The sequence below is a fragment of the Nostoc commune NIES-4072 genome (assembly GCF_003113895.1).
GTDB lineage: Bacteria > Cyanobacteriota > Cyanobacteriia > Cyanobacteriales > Nostocaceae > Nostoc > Nostoc commune.
In genome coordinates, this window is sequence record NZ_BDUD01000001.1 from 4,420,153 (window position 1) to 4,441,449 (window position 21,297).

General features: G+C 41.7%; 25 protein-coding genes. 10 read left to right on the forward strand and 15 right to left on the reverse strand.

The window, feature by feature from the left end:
• The first annotated feature begins 134 nt into the window (after positions 1 to 134).
• Genes rpaB through CDC33_RS19470 form a run of 3 tightly spaced genes read left to right on the forward strand, consistent with a single transcriptional unit; the run spans position 135 to position 1,645 of the window.
• On the forward strand, positions 135 to 863 hold the full coding sequence (rpaB, locus tag CDC33_RS19460; protein WP_100898636.1) for a response regulator transcription factor RpaB: 729 nt from the start codon (positions 135 to 137) through the stop codon (positions 861 to 863).
• Positions 864 to 867: 4 nt separating this feature from the next.
• On the forward strand, positions 868 to 996 hold the full coding sequence (locus CDC33_RS41330) for a hypothetical protein (protein WP_280524423.1): 129 nt from the start codon (positions 868 to 870) through the stop codon (positions 994 to 996).
• A 10-nt stretch (positions 997 to 1,006) separates the two neighbouring features.
• Positions 1,007 to 1,645 carry a cofactor assembly of complex C subunit B gene (locus CDC33_RS19470; RefSeq protein WP_109009934.1) on the forward strand — a complete coding sequence of 213 codons (639 nt, stop codon included), beginning with the start codon at positions 1,007 to 1,009 and terminating at the stop codon, positions 1,643 to 1,645.
• 71 nt (positions 1,646 to 1,716) lie between these two features.
• Here the strand turns inward: CDC33_RS19470 and CDC33_RS19475 are convergent, their stop codons facing one another.
• A complete protein-coding gene (locus CDC33_RS19475; RefSeq protein ID WP_181374079.1) occupies positions 1,717 to 1,902 on the reverse strand; it encodes a hypothetical protein in 186 nt (61 codons plus the stop codon).
• A gap of 179 nt (positions 1,903 to 2,081) precedes the next feature.
• Here CDC33_RS19475 and CDC33_RS19480 point away from each other — a divergent pair, with 179 nt between their 5' ends.
• Positions 2,082 to 2,600: a DUF456 domain-containing protein gene (locus CDC33_RS19480; RefSeq protein ID WP_109009935.1), complete on the forward strand. Its 519-nt coding sequence runs from the start codon at positions 2,082 to 2,084 to the stop codon at positions 2,598 to 2,600.
• 555 nt (positions 2,601 to 3,155) lie between these two features.
• The gene (locus CDC33_RS19485; RefSeq protein ID WP_109009936.1) at positions 3,156 to 3,764 is read left to right on the forward strand and encodes a PEP-CTERM sorting domain-containing protein; all 609 of its coding nucleotides are present in this window, start codon (positions 3,156 to 3,158) and stop codon (positions 3,762 to 3,764) included.
• Between the two features lie 160 nt (positions 3,765 to 3,924).
• Here the strand turns inward: CDC33_RS19485 and nblB are convergent, their stop codons facing one another.
• The 7 genes from nblB to dpsA form a co-directional block, all read right to left on the reverse strand.
• Positions 3,925 to 4,590: a phycobilisome degradation protein NblB gene (gene nblB, locus CDC33_RS19490; protein WP_109009937.1), complete on the reverse strand. Its 666-nt coding sequence runs from the start codon at positions 4,588 to 4,590 to the stop codon at positions 3,925 to 3,927.
• A gap of 95 nt (positions 4,591 to 4,685) precedes the next feature.
• The gene (locus CDC33_RS19495; RefSeq protein WP_181374080.1) at positions 4,686 to 5,150 is read right to left on the reverse strand and encodes a CBS domain-containing protein; all 465 of its coding nucleotides are present in this window, start codon (positions 5,148 to 5,150) and stop codon (positions 4,686 to 4,688) included.
• Positions 5,151 to 5,248: 98 nt separating this feature from the next.
• On the reverse strand, positions 5,249 to 5,770 hold the full coding sequence (mutT, locus tag CDC33_RS19500) for an 8-oxo-dGTP diphosphatase MutT (RefSeq protein WP_109012640.1): 522 nt from the start codon (positions 5,768 to 5,770) through the stop codon (positions 5,249 to 5,251).
• 588 nt (positions 5,771 to 6,358) lie between these two features.
• Complete coding sequence (locus tag CDC33_RS19505) at positions 6,359 to 6,703, reverse strand: DUF760 domain-containing protein (protein WP_109009938.1); 345 nt, start codon at positions 6,701 to 6,703, stop codon at positions 6,359 to 6,361.
• Between the two features lie 259 nt (positions 6,704 to 6,962).
• Entirely contained in the window at positions 6,963 to 7,919 is a 957-nt protein-coding gene (locus tag CDC33_RS19510) for an RNA polymerase sigma factor, RpoD/SigA family (protein WP_109009939.1), read from the reverse strand.
• Positions 7,920 to 8,550: 631 nt separating this feature from the next.
• Positions 8,551 to 11,817 (reverse strand): carbamoyl-phosphate synthase large subunit, encoded by a 3,267-nt coding sequence (carB, locus tag CDC33_RS19515; RefSeq protein WP_109009940.1) that lies wholly within the window; start codon positions 11,815 to 11,817, stop codon positions 8,551 to 8,553.
• Positions 11,818 to 12,369: 552 nt separating this feature from the next.
• Positions 12,370 to 12,924 (reverse strand): DNA starvation/stress protection protein DpsA, encoded by a 555-nt coding sequence (gene dpsA, locus CDC33_RS19520; RefSeq protein ID WP_100898647.1) that lies wholly within the window; start codon positions 12,922 to 12,924, stop codon positions 12,370 to 12,372.
• 465 nt (positions 12,925 to 13,389) lie between these two features.
• Between dpsA and CDC33_RS19530 the strand changes: the two genes are divergently transcribed.
• From CDC33_RS19530 to CDC33_RS19540, 3 genes are all read left to right on the forward strand, one after another.
• Positions 13,390 to 13,647 carry an Asr1405/Asl0597 family protein gene (locus tag CDC33_RS19530; protein WP_109012641.1) on the forward strand — a complete coding sequence of 86 codons (258 nt, stop codon included), beginning with the start codon at positions 13,390 to 13,392 and terminating at the stop codon, positions 13,645 to 13,647.
• 60 nt (positions 13,648 to 13,707) lie between these two features.
• A complete protein-coding gene (locus CDC33_RS19535) occupies positions 13,708 to 14,364 on the forward strand; it encodes a (2Fe-2S) ferredoxin domain-containing protein (RefSeq protein WP_109009942.1) in 657 nt (218 codons plus the stop codon).
• 208 nt (positions 14,365 to 14,572) lie between these two features.
• Positions 14,573 to 14,818 (forward strand): ribbon-helix-helix protein, CopG family, encoded by a 246-nt coding sequence (locus tag CDC33_RS19540; protein WP_109009943.1) that lies wholly within the window; start codon positions 14,573 to 14,575, stop codon positions 14,816 to 14,818.
• A 55-nt stretch (positions 14,819 to 14,873) separates the two neighbouring features.
• Here the strand turns inward: CDC33_RS19540 and CDC33_RS19545 are convergent, their stop codons facing one another.
• Together CDC33_RS19545 and CDC33_RS19550 are read right to left on the reverse strand one after the other, a co-directional pair.
• Positions 14,874 to 15,287 (reverse strand): putative toxin-antitoxin system toxin component, PIN family, encoded by a 414-nt coding sequence (locus CDC33_RS19545; protein WP_109009944.1) that lies wholly within the window; start codon positions 15,285 to 15,287, stop codon positions 14,874 to 14,876.
• A complete protein-coding gene (locus tag CDC33_RS19550) occupies positions 15,275 to 15,529 on the reverse strand; it encodes a hypothetical protein (protein ID WP_109009945.1) in 255 nt (84 codons plus the stop codon). The genes CDC33_RS19545 and CDC33_RS19550 overlap by 13 nt, the downstream gene beginning before the upstream one ends.
• Positions 15,530 to 15,858: 329 nt before the next feature.
• Here CDC33_RS19550 and CDC33_RS19555 point away from each other — a divergent pair, with 329 nt between their 5' ends.
• Entirely contained in the window at positions 15,859 to 16,104 is a 246-nt protein-coding gene (locus CDC33_RS19555) for a toxin-antitoxin system HicB family antitoxin (RefSeq protein WP_109009946.1), read from the forward strand.
• A gap of 90 nt (positions 16,105 to 16,194) precedes the next feature.
• Here CDC33_RS19555 and CDC33_RS19560 read toward each other — a convergent pair whose 3' ends face one another.
• A complete protein-coding gene (locus CDC33_RS19560) occupies positions 16,195 to 16,461 on the reverse strand; it encodes a type II toxin-antitoxin system RelE family toxin (protein ID WP_109009947.1) in 267 nt (88 codons plus the stop codon).
• Positions 16,458 to 16,760, reverse strand: a complete 303-nt coding sequence (locus tag CDC33_RS19565) for a hypothetical protein (protein ID WP_369694325.1) — start codon at positions 16,758 to 16,760, stop codon at positions 16,458 to 16,460. The genes CDC33_RS19560 and CDC33_RS19565 overlap by 4 nt, the downstream gene beginning before the upstream one ends.
• Positions 16,761 to 16,799: 39 nt before the next feature.
• Between CDC33_RS19565 and CDC33_RS19570 the strand changes: the two genes are divergently transcribed.
• Positions 16,800 to 17,435 carry a restriction endonuclease subunit R gene (locus tag CDC33_RS19570; RefSeq protein ID WP_109009948.1) on the forward strand — a complete coding sequence of 212 codons (636 nt, stop codon included), beginning with the start codon at positions 16,800 to 16,802 and terminating at the stop codon, positions 17,433 to 17,435.
• Positions 17,436 to 17,502: 67 nt separating this feature from the next.
• Here CDC33_RS19570 and CDC33_RS19575 read toward each other — a convergent pair whose 3' ends face one another.
• The 3 genes from CDC33_RS19575 to CDC33_RS19585 form a co-directional block, all read right to left on the reverse strand.
• On the reverse strand, positions 17,503 to 20,073 hold the full coding sequence (locus tag CDC33_RS19575) for a tetratricopeptide repeat protein (RefSeq protein ID WP_109009949.1): 2,571 nt from the start codon (positions 20,071 to 20,073) through the stop codon (positions 17,503 to 17,505).
• 95 nt (positions 20,074 to 20,168) lie between these two features.
• On the reverse strand, positions 20,169 to 20,465 hold the full coding sequence (locus tag CDC33_RS19580) for a ribosomal eL19 family protein (RefSeq protein ID WP_109009950.1): 297 nt from the start codon (positions 20,463 to 20,465) through the stop codon (positions 20,169 to 20,171).
• 274 nt (positions 20,466 to 20,739) lie between these two features.
• Positions 20,740 to 21,213 (reverse strand): hypothetical protein, encoded by a 474-nt coding sequence (locus CDC33_RS19585; RefSeq protein ID WP_109009951.1) that lies wholly within the window; start codon positions 21,211 to 21,213, stop codon positions 20,740 to 20,742.
• Positions 21,214 to 21,297 lie beyond the last annotated feature (84 nt).

The following is a 21,297-nucleotide window of genomic DNA, read 5'->3' on the forward strand; positions in this document are numbered from 1 at the left end:
ATTCTTGAAAAAAACTAAAAACTAATAATAGTAGTATTTAGAGCTTTTTCCAAATCAATTGATGGAATGATATCTTAATATTATGGTATTAAAAATTAATCATGTAAATTTTTAGTGAAGGAGCGTTGAGAAACTTGGAAAGCCATAAAGAAAAAATCTTGGTGGTAGACGACGAAGCCAGCATTCGCCGGATTTTGGAAACGCGCCTTTCCATGATTGGCTACGATGTAGTAACGGCTGGCGACGGGGAAGAAGCATTAGATATTTTTCGCAAAACTGATCCTGATCTAGTAGTTTTAGATGTAATGATGCCAAAGCTAGACGGCTATGGTGTATGTCAAGAATTACGAAAAGAATCAGATGTCCCTATTATTATGCTAACAGCCTTGGGGGATGTGGCCGATCGCATCACCGGTCTAGAATTGGGTGCTGATGACTACGTAGTTAAACCATTTTCCCCCAAAGAGTTAGAAGCTCGAATTCGCTCGGTATTGCGGCGGGTAGATAAAAACGGTGCTTCTGGCATTCCCAGTTCTGGAGTAATCCATGTCGCTAACATCAAAATCGATACGAATAAGCGTCAAGTTTACAAAGGCGATGAGCGGATTCGATTGACCGGCATGGAGTTCAGCTTACTAGAGTTGTTAGTCAGTCGCTCTGGAGAAGCTTTTTCTCGTTCGGAAATTTTGCAGGAAGTTTGGGGTTACACACCAGAGCGCCATGTTGATACCCGCGTAGTGGATGTGCATATATCCCGTCTGCGGGCAAAATTAGAAGATGATCCTAGCAACCCAGAATTGATTCTTACAGCCCGAGGTACTGGTTATCTTTTCCAGCGAATTATTGAACCAGGGGAGGAGTGAGGAGATGAGGCAGGGGGGAGGGGGAGCAGGGGAAGCAGGGGGAGAAGAACTATTAATTATTGTCCAATGCCCAATGCCCAATGCCCAATGCCCAATGCCCAATGCCCAATGCCCAATGCCCAATGCCCAATGACTAATGACTAATGACCAAACCTGATCCTAATCGAATTTTGCGGCGTCTACCCATTGTCGTGGGTGGGCTAGGCGCTGTACTTTTGCTGATTAACCGTTTATTGACACCAGAACTAACCCAATCTCAATCGCGTGGTGATGTGGTGGGTGTGATTTTGAGTGCAGTGTTAATTTTGACGGGTTTAATTTGGCAGCAAGTTCAGCCGCGATCGCCTGATACTGTAGAACTAATTGGTGAAGTTGGTTTTGTACTAGCAGCAGATTTACCTGAAGCCGTGAAAACAGAGCTAGCCTGGGCATCTCATTTATTGTTGACCAATACAGTAACGCGATCGCTGGTGGTTTATTATCAAGGTAAAGTTTTGTTGCGTCGTGGGATTCTGGGTACTAAAGCTGAGGTTGTACCAGGAGTAATTTTAAAACAGGTACTCGAAAAACAAAAGCCGATTTATCTAGTTGCGCTAAAAGTATATCCAGGTAGGCTTGAATTTGATTATTTACCAGAAAATACTCAAGGTGTAATTTGTCAACCTATTGGTAAGCAAGGCGCTCTAATTTTAGGCGCTAATGCTCCTCGCAGTTACACCAAACAAGATGAAAACTGGATTGCCGCAATTGCTGATAAACTAGCCGTTACTCTTGGCTCTTAGGTGATTCCCTAATTTAGAATTTAATTTAAAATCAGCAATCCAAAATCTAAAATCTAAAATCTAAAATTCAATCACCAAGAAGTCAAAAAATTCCACCCTCCTTTTTCTTCCAGTGTTTTTCCTTCTTCTTCCGTTTCTTCTGGTGTCTCTAAATTTTTCTGTTGAATCACATTTTCATATTCTCCTGAATCAACCCATTTCAATAACTCGCCAGCCCGCATAAGTACCCAGGAAAGTCCAGGTTCTGTAGTCCCCACAACCGACAATTACCAAGACGAGCCAAGAACGATATAGAGAGAGATTTTACCAGATTGAACTAGAAAATCATATTTGGTTCAGGTTGAAATCTAAGCATTTTTCTCCTTCTCGCCCAGATACAATATGCATTAGGGGCGTACAGTTGTGCGCCCCTAATCGTAAATTTAGAAATTTATCTATGCAAATTATTTATTGGCTATTACTGGCTGTAATGGTTGTGGGTATCATTGGTGCTGTAGTTCCTGCCATTCCTGGTAGCAGCTTAATCTTAATTGCAATTATCGTCTGGGGAATCGTTAGTAGTTCCTTTGCAGCTATCAAGATTCCCTTAATTGTGACGGTTATAGTTTTACTGCTGAGTGTTGGAGTGGATTTTTTAGCTAGTTATGTGGGAGCAAAACAAGCTGGAGCGAGCAAGTGGGGGCAAATTGGCGCAATTGTCGGTTTAGTAGTGGGTTTTTTAGGATTATTACCAACATTGCCTTTTGGTGGCCCACTGTTAGGAATTTTACTAGGCCCGCTTTTGGGAGCAATTATCGGTGAGTATCTTTACCGACGTGAATTCGGATTGGCGATTAAAGCGGGTATAGGAATTGTAGTCGGCTCTTTGATTGGAAATTTGATTCAAGGGTTGTTAGCGATCGCCGCAGTTGTAGTTTTCGTTGCGACAACTTGGCCACAGGTATTTGGCTCTTAGCATTCCAAAGTTCTGACATATTTGAGAAGAGTAATAAATAGCTAGCAGTTAGCTATTTATTACAAACATGGAATTTGATAAAAAAGACCATCCATAGTAAACAAATACAGAGGTTTCTCTCCTTGATTCTCCAAGAAGAACCGTTTAACTAAGTATTTGTAACTAAAAAGATTATATAAGATACACCGATACTCCATTTATCTAAAATATAGTTAAGTAATTATAAGTATATAAAATTCCTATTTTGTTGAGACTATATAAACAGCCTTTCCTAAAGCCGGAGCTATCGCCAACAATCTAAACCTTACGGGGTCTGAAATATACGAAGTACATATATATAAGAAATTAAAATTTCATGAAGGATAGTAAGGCCTTAAAGATGTGATGAAGACCACTCAGTAAATATTGCAGGCTCTAAGTCTATGTGATTTTATGGAGATAAGAAATACATTAGGCAAATTTCGCTTTCACTGACAGTATTTTCCATAAATTACTGAGATTAAAAGTAAAGCAATTGCTCTGATTTAAGGTTATTACTAGGAGCCTAAAACGATAATGATTAATTTTAAATCTAGATTACTAAATGCAACTCTAGCTGTTACTGCTGCCATCCCCTTAGCTACTGCTGGGTTGTTTACCTCTGCTGGTTCTGCACAAGCATACACTGGTGGTTTTACGTTTGATGGAAATGGTACTGTAGCCAACATTACTAATACTGGTACAACCTTCGCTCCTAACCCAGGATCAATTGCGTTAGGAGTCAAACAGGGAGATTTTCTGAGCGATACAAATGGGACTATTTACAGCTTCTCAAATGCCAGCTTACCTTCTAAGTTTATAGATGTTGGTTCTCAAGACAATATTAAACTTCTTAGTTTAACTAATCTTCTAACACCAGCATTTACATCAATCTTCGGAGGTACACAGATCAGCTTTAATTTCACGGGAGTGTTTGAGGATGGAACTAATGCAATAGGCAACATTGATTTCACAACCTTAAGTACTTTAGCAGATGCAACTAGTGCATACAGTGGTGGTGGAATTTCGGCAAGTTTCAAAGGTCTTACTGTAACTGCCGTTCCCGAACCAGCTGCATTATTAGGCTTGGGTGCAGTAGGTGCAGTAATGGCTATGTCTCGCCGCCGCAAAAGTTTCGCTCAATAGACCTAATTCTAAATATAAAAAAGTTACTTTTAGCAACTAAAAATAACTCTAATTTATCAATTCGATTTGCTTGGAATGTAAAATTTCTCCAACCAGGTCGAATTTTGTCTTTTGTCACACAAATCTATTTAAAGTCCAATTTTATTAATCTGAGATAGACTTAAACTGATTGCAAAGATTGTTTCGCTTCAGTTGCGATCGCATCTACTTCATCATTAGCCAAAGTTTCTAATATAGATTTGGCTTCTGCACTACCCAAACGAGTCAAGGTTTGTACAAGTCTGTAACGAATTTGCCAATCTGGATTGGTTGCATAGGGAGCTAACAAAGGAACCGCTTGTAAATCTCCCAAGTCACCTAAAGAACTAATAGCAGCAGTTTGGACTAATTCGTTTTCTGATGAAAGTGCCTCTTTGAGTAGTTCAAAGGCTCGTGGATCGCCCAACTCTCCTAATGTGGCGATAATACTGAATTGTATTAACCATTCACCAGTTGTATGGTAAAGGTGTTGCAAGTCTTCAAAAGCTTCACGTAACTTCAAAGCGCCCAAACAGTCTGCTGCTGCTGCTTGTACATCTACTTCGGAGTCATGAAGCAAGCGATCGCGCAAGATATCCAAGGATAACTGTAAATCTTGTGTTCCGAGTGTATCCATTTGACTCACCGCCGAGTAACGGACACGGGAATTGCTATCGCCAATAGCACTTTGAATTAATTCAAAGCCGATCCCTGGTTCCAGTTCGCGGATTTGATTTACTGCACGTAAGCGATCGCCTAAATTCTCAGAACTGAGCAATTGCTTAACAGACTCCGGAGTAATACTCATCTAATTATCCTGATTTTCAAAGGTGTAAAAAACAGTCATTCGTCAACAGTCAAAAAACTTTTGACAAATGACAAATGACTAATGACAAATAACGATTAATCTTGACTTGCTGCCATTGCCCGAATAATATCACCACGAGTAAGGATACCAATTACTTGATCCGTGTCGTCAAGTACTGGCAAGCGGTGAACGCTGCGATCGTGCATGATTGTAGCGGCTTCCCTTAAAGTTTTATTAGGGGAAATAGCGATCGGGTTTTTACTCATCACCTCCCCAACGGTTTGCCCTAAAGCCTTGTGCAAATCACGTTCATAAGTAGCAGGATTTTTTAAATAGATAACGCTATCAAGAAACATGATGTAGGCAGGTGGAGTAACACCAGTTTCTTGCCACATCAAATCGGTTTCTGATATAATACCCACCAATTTACCGACATCATCCACAACAGGTAGTCCACTGATGTGGCGTTCTGCGAGAATTTGGATAGCTTCATTCAGTGGAGTTTCCGCCCGGACGACAATAGGATCGCGGCTCATCACATCGGCAACGGTTTTAGGCATTTATTTATTTATTTACACTTTTAATCAAAGTCCCTGCGCTTATTGTAGAAAATTGCGGGACTCAACCTGATGCAATTAATAGATTGTTACGGTATTGGTCATTGGGCATGGGGCATTGGGCATTGGGCATTGATCATTAATAATTCTTCTTCCCCTTCTTCCCCTGCTCCCTCATCTCCCTCATCTCCCCCCACTCCCCACTCCCTACTCCCCATCCCCTTTAAAGCAGCAATAATTTGAATATTTGCTTTAGGAAAAGTAAACTCCTCCAGTTCTTCCAAAGTTACCCAACGAATTTCATCGGATTCTAAAGGCTGGGGAACGCCTGTAACATGGCGGCAATGATGTACTGTGAGGGTAACACGCAAGTCTGTATATGTGTGGTCAATAGTAATCAGATGCTCTCCTACTTCAATTACTATTCCCAGTTCTTCGGAAATTTCTCGTTGAATACACTCGCTGATAGTTTCACCAGGCTCAATTTTACCGCCAGGAAATTCCCACAAACCACCCATTGCTCCTTCTGGACGACGGCGATCAATTAAAATTTGCTCTTGCTCGTTCCAAATTACTGCAACACCAATGATTTTATGGGGTAGGAGAGAGTTTATTTTACTCATATATGGGTAGATAGGCAGAGTTAACGATTCAAAATTCAAAATTAAAGACATTTCTGACAGGCATTTAAATCCCGACTGTAGCAAAACCCGCAGAGTAATTAATGCTACATATAACAGTTGGGGTCTTAAACTCTTTAATTTACAATAAAGTTCTTAATTTTCCACTTTTAATCCCTGATTCAAAGTATGCTCTTGACTCATAATAAAACTCGGCAGAGTTTAGACTACTTTGCCGAGTTTGAATTTATTGTGAATTATCATTTATCGTAGTTAGTTTACCTACGCATGTGTATTAATCATTTAGAGATACACCTCTAATTCAATTGATTACCAAACTACACAAGCTCATAAAGAACCAGATTGCAAACCTCTGCGCTAATCTCTGCACTCCTAATATGCGGTTCAGTAAAGCGCCTATACGTTTAAATTCAACTTTAATGAGTCACTGTTTTCGATATTTTAAAAAGATTTAGCTGATTCTTGATTGGGAATTAGGAGCAAAGATTTCGCAGAGGTTTATTTTAAATTCATATCGCCATGACTGTGACTAGCTATAAACCCAACAAGAATATTGATACTATTACATTTCTAGTCAATTTCGCTGCTGTTGGTTTCAGTTCCTTGTAGGGCGATTTCAAAATCCATTCTCTGTTCAGCATTACGCAAGAAATAACCGCTAATCATAGCAGAAGCTAGAAGCCGACCCAGACTTTCTCTACTGGTAGTCACAGTAACCCCAAAGTTTTCTGAAGGTAAATTACCCAATAGTCCTATAATATTCCGTTCCATTACCTGAAAAACTTCGGCAGACTTAGGCTTAGATAGTTGCGTAACTGTTTCTGGACTCAAGGATTTAACATACTGCCATAGTAAATCACTAGTTTCTGATTCGCTATTGAAAAATTCTGAGACACGATTGGATGAGTTATTCATTTTTTAGCTCCTTAACTACCACTGCTAGCTGCGGTGCTTGTTATTTGAATATTGAATGTCTGTTTTGGTTTAGACTTAGCTAGCTCTTTTGTCTTCCTGTCAACTAATGTAACAGCCAAGCTTAAGAGTGGAAGTAGGCGTAACCGTACCAAAGTCAGCGTATTTTCTCACCCTAATAAATAAAGTAAAAAGTGAGGAGTTACTTAAAAACTCCTCACTCCTCACTCCTGCACAGACGCGATTAATCGCGTCTCTACTCCTAACTTGCCAAATATTCACCCATGTTGGCTTTAGACTTGCGAAGTTTGGTTAAAGCTTCTCGCTCAATTTGCCGAACTCGTTCTCTGCTGATGTTCAGGATTTCACCAATTCTAGCCAGCGTCAGGGCTTGCCCATCAGTTAAGCCAAAGCGTAGTGTGATGACTTCCTTCTGTTGTGGCGTAAGATCACCCATCAGGCGATCTAAGTCATAAGATAAGGAAGATTGCATGACAAACTCTTCTGGAGATGCTCCTGGATCTTCCAGCATTTCTCCGAGTTCGGTGTCGTAATTATCACCCAAGCGCAAATCTAAAGAAAGGGGCAAACGCGCCTTTTCTAGATACTCTCGCACTTGTTTGGGAGTTAATTCTAATTCTTCAGCTAGTTCACCAGCTGTCGGAGCGCGTCCCAATTTTTGAGACAATTGGCGCTGGGCCTTTTTAATTTTATTTAATTTTTCAGTGATATGAATAGGCAGGCGAATGGTGCGAGCTTTTTCGGCTATAGCACGAGTAATTGCTTGCCGAATCCACCAATAGGCATAAGTAGAAAATCTATACCCTTTGGTAGGGTCAAACTTTTCTACGCCTCGTTGCATACCAATACTACCTTCTTGGATCAAGTCCAGTAAATCGACGTTGCGCTTTATGTACTTTTTGGCAACGGAGACTACCAGCCGCAAATTGGCTTCTACCATCTTACGCTTGGCAATCTCACCATCAGCGATCGCTTCGTTTAACTCTGCTGGTTCTAGCTTTGTCGCTTTGGCCCATTCTTCTAAAGTCGGTTGACGACCTAACTGGGTGGCAAGAGATTCTCTTGATTCGTGCAAAGTGCAAGAACGTTGCACCTGTTTACCATAGAAAATCTCTTCCTCGTGTGTTAAGAGTGGCACACGGCCAATCTCACGCAGGTAAGTCCGCACGAGGTCTGTGGCTGTCTGAGCGGTCTTCATGGCGCTACTCTTTGGTAATGATGGGTTTGGCGGTAGGGTCATTAAGGGATAGATGCTTTTTTAGGGTGCTACCCAGTTAGGCTGGGAACCTATAGTATGGTTTGCAACTTACGCATCCGAGAAACTCGGCTGCTCATAATAATCAAATTTAGGCTTCTTAACTGCTAAAAGTTACAGCTATTTCCTACTTTGCACAAGTATCTACAGTTAGATAAAAGGTCGCTTTTTAAACATTTTTCTATTGGAGCCGTATTAACAATTGTAACATTTATGAGAATATTTTGGCTATATAGCGACATTAAATTTCCTGGTTGTTCCAGTTCATGCAACGTTGCCCTTTCTCTCTAGGCTGACTTGAAGTAAATTTAAGAAATTCTCAGTTCAAATAATTTTCCTCATATTTGTTAAGGTATCTCTAATGAGAACTATAGTCATTCTCTTATAACAATTACTTAATTTTTGTTGGGAATGGGGAATGGGGATTAGGGACTGGTGATTGGGTATTGGGGACTGGGGACTAGAGAGTGGTGATTGGGTATTGGGTACTGGGGACTGGGGACTGGGGAATGGGCATTGGACAATAATTAATAGTTCTTCTTCCCTGCTCCCTGCTCCCTGCCCCCTACCTCCCCTACTCCCTTGCAATCGGGCAATATTCTTGAATGGTTTTTACGTCCAAAGTCGTATTTTGTAAAGAACGGATGGCGGCGACGGTGGCTTTTGCGCCGGCGATGGTAGTAATTATGGGGATTTTGTAGGCTAAAGCTGTGCGGCGAATTAACCTAGCATCAGTGTGGGCTTCTTCTCCTGAAGGTGTATTGATAATAAGTTGGATTTTCTGGTTTTTGATTGCATCTAGGACGTGGGGACGGCCTTCATGGAGTTTTAACACTAATTCAATATTTAACCCCTGTTCGAGTAGAACTCGCCGTGTACCAAGGGTAGCCATTACTGTAAAGCCCAAATCGATAAACTCCTTCACCACACCACTGGCAGCAGCTTTATCGCGATCGCTCATTGATACAAATACAGTTCCACTTAGTGGTAAACGCTCCCCAGCACCCATTTCCGCTTTGGCAAAAGCCCGGCCAAAGTCGCTGTCAATCCCCATCACCTCACCAGTGGATCTCATTTCTGGGCCCAATATTGTATCAGTTCCTGGGAATTTATTAAAGGGTAATACTGCTTCTTTTACAGCAATATGTGTCGGAATGATTTCCTCGGTGAAGTGTAGCTCCTCTAAGGTTTTACCTGACATAATTAAGGATGCTAGTTTTGCCAATTGCACGCCCGTTGCTTTAGAAACAAAGGGCACTGTACGCGAGGCGCGGGGGTTGGCTTCCAAAATGTAAACTTGCGGAGAATAACTGCTTGCGCCGACAACGGCAAATTGAATATTCATCAACCCCACAACTGACAGCGCTTGCGCTAACTGCACCGTCCATGTGCGAATTTGATTGAGAACTGCTGGTGATAGGGAAATCGAAGGTAAGGAACAAGCGGAATCTCCTGAGTGAATCCCCGCTTGCTCGATGTGTTCCATGATACCACCAATCACTACCCGTCCTGTATGATCGGCGATCGCATCTACATCGACTTCGATCGCATTTTCCAAAAACTTATCAATCAAAATCGGATGTTCTGGTTCTATGAGTACTGCAAAGCTCATGTAGCGTTCCAACTCAGAATCGGAATAAACGATTTCCATCGCTCGTCCCCCTAACACATAGCTGGGACGCACCACCACCGGATAGCCAATGCGTTTGGCGACAATCAGCGCGTCTTCGTAACTCCGCGCAACACCATTAGGCGGTTGGGAGATATTCAACTGTTGAAGAATCTTTTCAAACCGTTCCCGGTTTTCTGCCATATCGATGGAATCTGGCGATGTACCCCAAATTTTGGTAAGCAGCTCTGAGGTGTTATTTCTAAGAAATTCTTGTAATGGGAGAGCCAACTTCAATGGTGTTTGACCGCCAAACTGGACAATCACCCCGACTGGATTTTCAGTTTCAATGATGTTAATAACATCTTCTTTTGTTAATGGCTCAAAGTAAAGGCGATCGCTGGTATCGTAGTCTGTCGAAACTGTCTCTGGGTTAGAGTTGACCATAATCGTCTCATACCCCGCTTTCTTCAAAGCATAAGCGGCGTGACAACAACAATAATCAAACTCAATTCCCTGGCCAATGCGGTTGGGGCCACCACCCAAAATCAACACTTTTGGCTTGGTTGCGGGCATTACCTCTGTTTCTTCTTCGTAGGTAGAATAGTAGTAGGGAGTAAACGCTTCAAACTCAGCCGCGCAGGTATCTACGGTTTTGTAAACTGGGATAATCCCTAGTGACTTGCGGTAAGCGCGAACTTCATCTTCGGTGGTTTTGGTGGCATAAGCAATCTGGCGATCGCTATATCCGTCCCGCTTCACCTCATAAAGTTGCTCTTTTGTCAATTGCTGCAAGGGTGTCCGCTTGAGGAATTTCTCGATATCTAATAGTTGTTGAAATTTATCTAGGAACCAAGGGTCAATACCAGTTAGTTCGTAGATTTCCTCAGCAGTAATTCCTAGTTGTAAAGCATGGCGCACGGAGAAAATGCGATCGGGGTTAGGTGTTCGCAGTTGGGCGCGGATTTGTTCACCACTAGGTAATTTTTCGGCTTTGTCGCAACCCCAACCAGCGCGTCCGGTTTCGAGCGATCGCAACGCCTTTTGGAAGGATTCGTTGAATGTGCGCCCAATTGCCATTGCTTCCCCAACTGATTTCATTTGGGTTGTCAGCACTGGGTCGGAACCGGGGAACTTTTCAAAGGCGAAGCGAGGGATTTTTGTCACTACATAGTCAATTGTCGGCTCAAAAGACGCGGGAGTTTTCTTGGTGATGTCATTTTTAATTTCATCCAAGGTGTAGCCCACAGCCAATTTTGCGGCCATTTTGGCGATGGGGAAACCCGTAGCTTTGGAAGATAAAGCCGAACTGCGGGAAACGCGGGGGTTCATCTCAATTACAACCACATCCCCATTAACTGGATTGACGGCAAATTGAATATTAGAACCACCAGTTTCCACACCGATCTCGCGGATGATTTTGATTGCCATATCCCGCAGCCTTTGATATTCTTTATCAGTGAGGGTTTGCGCGGGAGCGACGGTAATCGAGTCTCCAGTGTGAATGCCCATCGGGTCAAGGTTTTCGATGGAGCAGATAATAACCACGTTATCTGCTAAATCACGCATCACTTCGAGTTCATATTCTTTCCAGCCGAGTAAAGACTGGTCAATGAGAATTTGCGAAACGGGGCTGGCATCTATACCCACCTGTGCCATTTCTTCAAATTCTTCTTGGTTGTAAGCAATACCGCCGCCACTTCCACCCATTGTGAAAGCTGGACGAATAATTAGGGGATAACTACCAATTTGGCGGGCAACAGCTTTGGCTTCTTCTAAAGATTCGGCTGTGCCACTGGGACATACAGCTACTCCGATCCTTGCCATTGCTTCACCAAAAAGTTTTCGATCTTCGGCTTTTTCAATGGCTGGTAGTTTAGCGCCGATTAACTCAACGCTGTACTTTTCCAACACGCCATTTTTGGCTAAAGCAACGGCGATGTTGAGGGCGGTTTGTCCTCCCATCGTTGGTAGGAGAGCATCAGGGCGTTCTTTCTCAATGACTTTTTCGACCAATTCTGGTGTCAACGGCTCAATGTAAGTGCGATCGGCCGTTTCTGGGTCGGTCATAATTGTTGCAGGGTTGGAGTTGACCAAAACCACTTCATAGCCTTCTTCTCGCAGCGCTTTGCAGGCTTGAGTGCCAGAGTAGTCAAACTCACAGGCTTGTCCAATCACAATTGGGCCAGAGCCTAACAGTAGAATCTTCCGGAGGTCATCACGGCGGGGCATAGTAGTTGCCTTGGAATACGAGAATACAAATCCTGATTATTTTAAGGGTCTTTACCCCCTCTCGTGCTTTTTATTATTAAGTTTTCTAAGTTTGATGACAAACAGACGCGATTAATCGCGTCTGTACAAAGTGGGGAGTGGGGAAGCAGGGGAAGAAGAACTATGATATTGACCCATGCCCAATGCCCAATGCCCAATGCCCAATAAGTATTTTGTATTTCTAATTTTATTTAATTGCGATGCTAAAATTTTTAAAGTTTTTGCGAATATTTATTATTTAATTTGGTGAGATTTGGCAAAAGACGATTATTTATTCTGGCATATACCTATCTATTTTATTAAATATAAATAAATTTCTTAACTAAAAATATTTATTAACTATCTAATTGCTAAATATTTGCAATGTTAAATATTATGAAAATATGTTTACTTAAATTAAAAATGGCAGATAGATAAAAATACCATTCTCTGCCATTTTTTATAATATTTTAAGAGTTAGTGCTGCTAACTTTTTCTTTCAGTCTAGGTAGACAAATCTAGATTATGAGAGTTTTAGCTTTGAGCAGCTTGGACAAACCCTAAAGTTAAGCTGTCTTTAGCGAGGAAGTGAGATAAATGATATGCACGTTCCTCAGTTTTCAACAAAATCTTTTCGTACAGATAGCGTGTACCCCGATCGCCCAAACTTTCTGCCTGAGCAGCTTGACGACGAATTACGCCAATGATTGCTTGTTCGGCAGCTAGGTCATTTTCCACCATCTGGCGAGAAGAGTATACACCTTCAGATTCTTGTTCAAAACAGGTTAATTCTGCTAATTTGCTGAAGGTCGCTACTGGCACACCACCCAGTCCATCCAAACGTTCTCCAATTTCATGAACGTGGTCTTGTACTTGGTTGTAGCTTTCGTTAAAAAACTCATGCAGAGAGTAAAATTCTGAGCCTTCAACTACAAAATGATGCTTTTGGTACTGCAAGTATAGTGCCTGGAAACTAGCTAATACAACGTTGAATCCTTCTGTCACTGGAGCAGTTACGCTGTGATCCAACAACACAGGGTTGTCATATACATTACCAAAATTCCGTAACAAAGTTTGTGTTTCAGACATTGCGTTCCTCTCTTTTTAACAGTTATAGATTTTAACTGCTTATTCTTAACATATTAACATTTTAATAATAAGAGCAAGCCAATTCGCCATGTCAATATTTTGTATTTTTACTTACTAAAAATCTCAGGTTTATTGTCGGCTGGATGATGGCACGCTCATCAAGTTGCATAATTTTATCATTATCATTGACATCCCAGATTAAATGTGCATCTTTCCTAACAAGAGCAGGGAGCAGGGGGGCAGGGAGCAGGGGGAAAAGGGGAAACTTCTCCCTTGAAAGCTGCCCTCTGCCCCCTTTCAATATGCAATGGCTGCAAAAATTTGATTTTTTTTCCAAAATTACTGAGAATTGTTTGCACTTAAGGTATGCTGGTTTTAAGAGGTTAAACTTTTTAAACTTTCAAAAAGCAGAGAGTTAAATGGCGGTAGTTACTGCAAGTTTGTTGCACTTTGAGGGCAATTCTCTTGAAATCGTTTAGTTCAGAAATAGAAAGCAGCCACCTTGTAGAGGTGAATTGGGCAGATCGCTGGCAAGTCTATCAACGCCTAAAGGAGTTAGACATTCCCTGTAGTTGTCAGGCTAACCAGCCATTGCAAGTTGAAATTAGCTCTCCTATGACAGCTGTTCAACTTTGGAGTGTGATACGGCGATTAACAGCCTCTCGCCAAGACCAGATTTGGACTCTTGAGCACTGCTGGAAAAGTCGCTACCAACAGTTCTAATCTTTAGCTACTGAGAACATTTCCCTTGATAGCTTGTATTAATTAAAAGGAGGTTAAAAAATGGGTGCATCTCACAGTATGGAAGTATCGCAGTTTTGCCTTGAGGGCAGATTTATAGATTTTGTTATTAAAGATGGCTATAAGCTTAAAGGCTTAATGCTGGGGACTCATGAGGGTGAGTCTTATATTAAACTCGCTAAACATTTACGGGCTGCTTTTGACTTGCGCTTACCACCAGGGACTTGGCTGCAAGTTGCTGGTTATAAAGAATACGATATAAAAAAAGACAAAGTTACACTGAAAGCTGAACGTGTGATGGCGGCGCGTTCTGAAATGGCGACAGTTCAAAGCATCGCCGCACCACAAGAACCCCCATCTATTGATAATGCCAAGGTAAAACCAGCTAAAACTAAAGCCACGATTTTGGTCTGTCAAAAATCTGATTGTATGAAACGCGGTGGTAAAGCAGTTTGTCAGGCGTTGGAGGCGGCTTTAAGCGATCGCGGTTTAGAAGACCAAGTTACAATCAAAGGCACTGGTTGTATGAAGAATTGTAAAGCTGGGCCAAACTTAGTTATGCCAGATAAAACGCGCCATAGCCGAATTCAAGCTACACAGGTTCCGGCGTTGATGGATAAGCATTTTGGTGACAAGAGTTTAGAAACGCAGCCTGAGAATTTAAAGGAAGCAGCGATATTTAATGCTAAGTTTTGCTGAAAAACTTAGCCAAATCTTGACATTTGAATCAGAAAGTTTAATAATATCTTCATCAAGTGTGTTCCATTAATACTCGGCATTCGGCTTTAGCCCAGTATTTGTAAAAGTTTCAAATTAAGCGATCGCCTACAATTTGTCACAAGAAGGGCAAAGTAGTAGTAGCGATCGCTTAATATTTGTAGGCAATTGGGTTTAGCGAGAGCATGTCATGAGCAACCTGAGCGTCCAGCTTCCTGACTCTTTGTACAAAAGTTTGCAGGAACTTGCTAAACAAGACGGCATTTCTATCGATCAGTTTGTGGCGACAGCAGTTGCGGAGAAAATCGCTGCACTAACAACTGAAATTTATCTAGGGGGGTTAGCAAAGCGAGGCAGTCGAGAAAAATACGACGCAGTTTTAGCTAAAGTACCAGATATTGAACCGGAATCTTGCGATCGCTTACCCACAGGCTAACAATGCAATGCAGGGGATGTGTAGAGTCCTCAACCTCAGTGTTAAGTTCATTTGATTATTCAGGTATAACCAAAGTCAGAAAATCTCTGGCACTAACAATTGCAATACCTTGATAACTGCCCAGAGGTAACAAATGCCGCTTGTCGCCCGTAACAATATAAGTCGCATTCCCAACAACGGCGCATTCTAGTACCATGTTATCGTTTGGGTCAGTAGTGAGAAAATTTAAAGTGTTGGCAATTGTGACTAGTCGTAGAAAACTAAGCAAATCAGCTATTGTCTGAATTACTTGAATAGGCGTAAATTTCAACTTCTTTTCTAACTTCTCGGTTAGTTCATCAAGTATTTCTGGACAAATTAAACCTTTTACCCGGACTTGGCGTGCCAAATCAATACAGTGATAAGGACTACCTTTCCAGCCAATAGCAGAGAGCAAAACATTTGTATCAAACACTATTATTGGTCGCACTGTCTGTCCTCATGCACCAAGTCATCTATAAATGACTCACGTTGATCTTCTGACATACTGTCCCAATCTAAACCACGTTCAGTACACAAGTTCCGTAATTGGGTTTGGGCATACTCCATACGAGAATCGCGCTCTTGCTCACTTTCCTTTGCTAGGGCTAATAATACTACTCGTTTACTCTCTGGAGGTAGCTGCTTGACTAATTCAATTACTTGTTCATCGCTCAGTGTCAGCTTTGGCATGGTTGTTACCGGAAAATTGGATTAGTTTTTCTCAATTCTTATTTCAGCGTATCAAGAGATTTAACTTGCGATGCCTGCGGTTCTTGCTAGCCTACACCTACGATTTGTCATAAGAAAGGCAAAGTAGTATAGGATTACTATTTGATTTTTGAACAAAATTAGGTGTTGTAGAGTGTGTTAGAACGGAGTTCGTAACGCACTATTATCAAGGGTTTGATGCGTTACGCTGTCGCTAACACATCCTACGGATATTTTCAGAAATCAAACCGGATTCCTATAGTAGCCATCGCTTAATATTTGTAGGCAATTGGGTTGAGTGAGAGCATGTCATGGGCAACCTGAGCGTCCAGCTTCCTGACTCTTTGTACAAAAGTTTGCAGGAACTTGCTAAACAAGACGGCATTTCTATCGATCAGTTTGTGGCGACAGCAGTTGTGGAGAAAATCGCTGCACTCACAACTGAAATTTATCTAAGGGAGTTAGCAAAGCGAGGCAGTCGAGAAAAATACGACGCAGTTTTAGCGAAAGCACCAGATATTGAACCGGGATCTTGCGATCGCTTACCCACAGCCTAACAACACAGTACAGGGCCCTTCACCTTCCTTTGCTAGAGCTAATAATACGATTTGTATACTCTCTGGCGGTAGTTGCTTGACGGACTTGTGCTAACTTTCATCTTTATAAATATTGCTACGATGTCCTACTTTAATTACAGTTACAATCAAAACATTATCAACTACTTCATAAATAACTCGATAATCTCCTACTCGAAGACGATATGAATTATCATCACCTTGTAATTTTTTTACCCCGTTTGGACGAGGTTCTATTGCCAATTCGTTGATTTTAGTTTGTATGCGCTGTTGTACGTCTAGAGGTAGTTTGCGAAACTGCTTTTTCGCACCCTTGGAAAATTTAACTTCGTAACTCACGCAACATCCTGTTTTATTTCGTTTCTGATTTCGTTTTGAATTTCATCCCAAGACACAGTACCATTAATGCGTATATCTTCCCTAGCTTCTTTAATGGCTTTTAAGTCTTCTTCGTCGTCTATATCATCGATTCTTTTTAAGAGTGCGTAAATTTCATCTAAAGTACTGTCATAAGCTTGATGTAGCAGTACGTTAATATCTTTAATTAACTGTTCTCTTTCGTTTGTTGATTTCATTTTTGATCGTTCAAGCGTGGTTTTACTTTTTGTGCTACCTTCTCTAGTTTCGCCTAAAGGCATATTTACCTTCACTATCATTGACTAAAATATTTTGGGATTATGGTTCAAACAATACAGGCTAAAGAAATTACCCTGCTTGAGTTAGAGAACAGCTTTGGACTGCAATTGGTTGAGGATGACCAATTTTTTAGGGAGTGGCAAGATAACTTACCAGAAATAACTAACACCGAAAAACAGCAACTCGACCGAGTTAAGTCCAGTTATGCCAATTTACTCAAGTATCCTCCTCTGTTAGAAAACACCGTCAAGATGGTGGTGCTGTCTCCCTTGCTAGATTTAGCAGACTTTTATTTATCGCCGTTTCATGTCAAATCTGAAAAGTCTGTAGAAGTTACTGCTGATGATGAAGGCGTAACGGTCAAAGGACAGATTGATGTTTTAATTTTATTTGAACAGCTAGTAGTAATAGTCATAGAGTCCAAACAAGCAGCTTTTTCTGTAGAAGTGGGTAAAGCACAGTTACTAGCTTATATGCTGGCATTATCTAACACGGATAAACCAATATACGGATTAATTACCAATGGCGGTAGCTTTATTTTCGTGAAGTTAGTTAAACAAGATACACCAAAGTATGCCTTGTCTCGCTTATTCTATATCTTCAATCCTGGGAATGAGTTATATACAGTTTTGCGTGTATTGAAGGGTCTGGGTAAATTGGCGACAAATGACAATTAGTTTACTAATTACTAATTATGGGAGGCTCTAGGCATCGCTTCACAATTTCTACTGAAAATTATACAACCTAAGTTAGAGAAGACTGTAACAACTGTCGCATGGATGTAGCCTGCACATGGTTAGGGAATACGGTTAAAAAGTCATTTAGGTCTTGGATAGCTATACGGATACGCTCTAAAGAAGCACCTTGAGATAAGGTATATCGATATAATTGCTCTGCTGGTTGAGTGTAATGAGCAGCCAAATAATAAAGGGCTAAATTAAAGGTGTTACGCCAGTCTTTAGTATCTTTTTCGTAATGCTGTTTAGCAAGCTTGATAGCAAGTGCTAAGTCAATTTGTGCTTTGTTTGCTTGGTTAAGAGCTAGGTAAGTTAAAGCGCGATCATACAAGTACCAATCATCATGAGATTTTAAGCCAATAGCGCGATTGAAATCTGCAAGAGCTTCATTGTACTGCTTAAGCTGGAGGAAAGTTTGACCGCGACTTGCGATCGCCCAGTCATGTTTGGGGTCAAGTTCAATGGCGCGGTTAAAATCTTGTAGTGCTTCCGCGTAACGCTCCTTTGAGCGGTAAGTTTCACCGCGATTTGCGATCGCCCAGTCAAATTTGGGGTTAAGTTCAATGGCGCGGTCAAAGTCTTGTAGAGCTTCCGTGTAACGCTCCATTAAGTGGTAAGTTCTACCGCGAAATTTGAGCGTCCAGGCATATTTGGGGTCAAGTTCAATGGCGCGGTCAAAGTCTTGTAGAGCTTCCGTGTATTGCTTCATTAAGAGGTAAGTTTCACCGCGATGTACGATCGCCCAGTGAAGTTTGGGGTTAAGTTCAATGGCGCGGTCAAAGTCTTGTAGAGCTTCCGTGTATTGCTTCATTAAGAGGTAAGTTTCACCGCGATGTGCAATCGCCCAGTCATATTTGGGGTCAAGTTCAATGGCGCAGTCAAAGTCTTGTAGGGCTTCTGGGTAACGCTTCATTAAGCGGTAAGTTTCACCGCGCCAACCTAAAGCAATTGGTTGCCATTTAACTTCAATCCTAGAATTTTGTAGGACTGCGGTAAACATTTCCAACGTAACTTGATAAACGTCCTCCTCATAAGCTTTTAACCCATTTACTAGTTGCTCACCCCAACGCTGAACTTCAGCAGAATCCGCATCTTTACCAGCCTGAAGCATCGTTTCTGCATATTGTTGGGCAAATTTGCGTTGATTTTTGAGTGCAGCAAGAAATTGATTCAGAGATACAGATAAATTCCTTTGCGGTGACTGACATAAGTTGTGGTACAACACATTTAATGTGTGACTTTGCCAGCTAGGATCGCGCTGTTTTTCCTCTTCTTCCAATTGCAGATCGTTCCGCAGGCTGTGATAATAGTCTGCTAACTTGCCATGTATGTCAGCCCAACCTTGCGGCGATGAAAGGCGCTTGTGGCGTAACATTTGGGTTTTGACAACATCATGATAAGCCCAGCCATCGGTACGTTCGTTAACAAAGGATGTTTCTTTCAGCCAACTAAACAGTTCATCCGCTTCTTCTTCTCCTCTCAACTTGGCCATAACATCCCGATTCAAACACCGAGGAATGGCAGCATCAAGCGCCACTTGTTGCCGTTTAGGATCATCAACCCATTTTAAAAAGCGTTCTACAGCACTACTGCTAGGCTCAATTACCTGGTTTGGGTCGTTAGGATGAGCATCTGCTAGCATTCCCACTAGCAGGGGTAAGTTTCCAGAAAGGCGCAAAATCACTTCAATAATGCGATTGTCTGTAATGCCTTTGCGAGTTAGATATTGTTGGGCTTCTTCTTCTGTAAAGGGTTCCAGAGGGAAACGAACTATTAACCCCTCATAAGATGCCCAATGATTTTTATCTAATTCATGCCGACCGGCGATGGTTATCAATATATTGAGAGAGACTTCACCGTGGCGACCCTCCAAAATTTCCCGTAGCCAGTTATCTAAGAATTCCCCGGTGCGTTCATAAGTATCAAAAAACAAAACAACAGTAGTTTCTTTTGCAATTTTAAAAATATCTTGCAAAAATAACGGGGTTAGCACTTCTTCAGGTTCTTGAACTAAGCGCACCTCATCTTTATTTGTTATTTTCTTTGCAACATAAGATGCCCATTCTCCGGCTTGGGTAGCAAAAGCATCCTCATCTACCAAGTCAAATACAGCGCCGCCAACGGGAACTCGACGCGCTAGACGCACACCAGTTTTAAAGACAGTTTTGCCTACAAAAGCCGAAAAACCTTGAGGAGCTTCTGGATCGGTTTCTAATTCTTGGCGCTTTTGACGGTAAACTTTGTAGCGTTCTGTAAACTGCGTTAGTTTATGACCTTGCCGTTCTAACTCTTCAGCTAAACGACCCATGACTTCTGGTACAGTTTTTTCAGCTTCATCGATGTAAGCCGAAATGATTTTTGCTTCGTCAGCAATTTTACGAAACTGTCGCAGCAGGGTACTTTTACCAACTCCGCCTTGACCCCAAACGTTATACAGAAAACGACGGCGATTGTCTTCTGGGGATAATGTTAAATTTTGGCGAAATTGGTTTACTTGGTCTTCACGACCCACAAAACCTGATTGCTGGCGCTGCTTAAGAATATCTTGTAGACTCTTGGGCTTGTTTTGCGGGTTCATTACAAGATTCTATTTTGAGATGCTAATGCTTACAGGATAACTACTAAATATACAAAGTGTATTTCGGAATTTATCAAACTTTTTCTAGGTAATTTTTATGCGTTGACCTTCTGAGGCTCAATGTTGACCTTCTGAGGCTCGACGTTGACCTTCTGAGGCTCGACGTTGACCTTCTGAGGCTCGACGTTGACCTTCTGAGGCTCGACGTTGACCTTCTGAGGCTCAACGTTGACCTTCCGAGGCTCGACTTTGACCTTCTGAGGCTCGACTTTGACCTTCTGAGGCTCGACTTTGACCTTCTGAGGCTCAATGTTGACCTTCTGAGGCTCAATGTTGACCTTCTGAGGCTCAAAAATGCCCTGGTGACTATAGCGGTTATCAGTTGAGTGCAATACAGACCTAACCCCCAGCCCCTTCCCTACAAGGGAAGGGGAGTAAGATTCAAAGCCTCTCCCCTTGTAGGGGAGAGGTTTGGAGAGAGGTCAAAGTGTATTTTAGGTAAACGAGATACGCTATAAAAATCGTAACTATACAAACAAAACCTCCCTCCGCAAGTTTCAAAAATCTTTGGATTCAAGACGCAAAAAGGGCATAACAATGTTATGCCCCTACAAATGATGTGTATTTTACCAAGTTGACAACTGGTATAATTGCTTATTGCAAGCTTTAGCTAACTGAGACTTCGGGTTTCTTTTTCTTAGAACGGCGGTTAAACCTGCGTCCCATCTCATCAATTACTGCATCTAAACCTGCGACATCACCGCTAGCTTTGGCATAGCTATAAACTGCTAATGCTGCTGCATACGCTTCACTAGCAGAGGCTATACAGGTATCATCCACTAATTCTTGCAGTTGGGTTAGAGACAATAGCACTGGATACAAGTCCTCATATATTTCCAAATCTCGGCGCATCTCTTCTAAATCAAAAGAACGGGGCAAAAAGTTAGGGTTTTGCGTCGCCACTTCTAAAGCTTTGCTGACAAAAGCCCGACTTTTATCTCCCATCTTCAGCATTGTTCGCCGATCTTCAGGGGTCAAATCTACCAAAAATGGTAACTTTTCTCTAATTGTAGCGATCGCCTGCATGACTGCTTCTTTATCTGCTGGGGATAGACTAGCACTGATACGATTTTCTGACATTTTTAATACTCCTTTAGGGTACTTAATTTCAGTATTCCCAAAGTTAGCTGCTACACATTCACTCTACTGTTGAGTTATGAATGC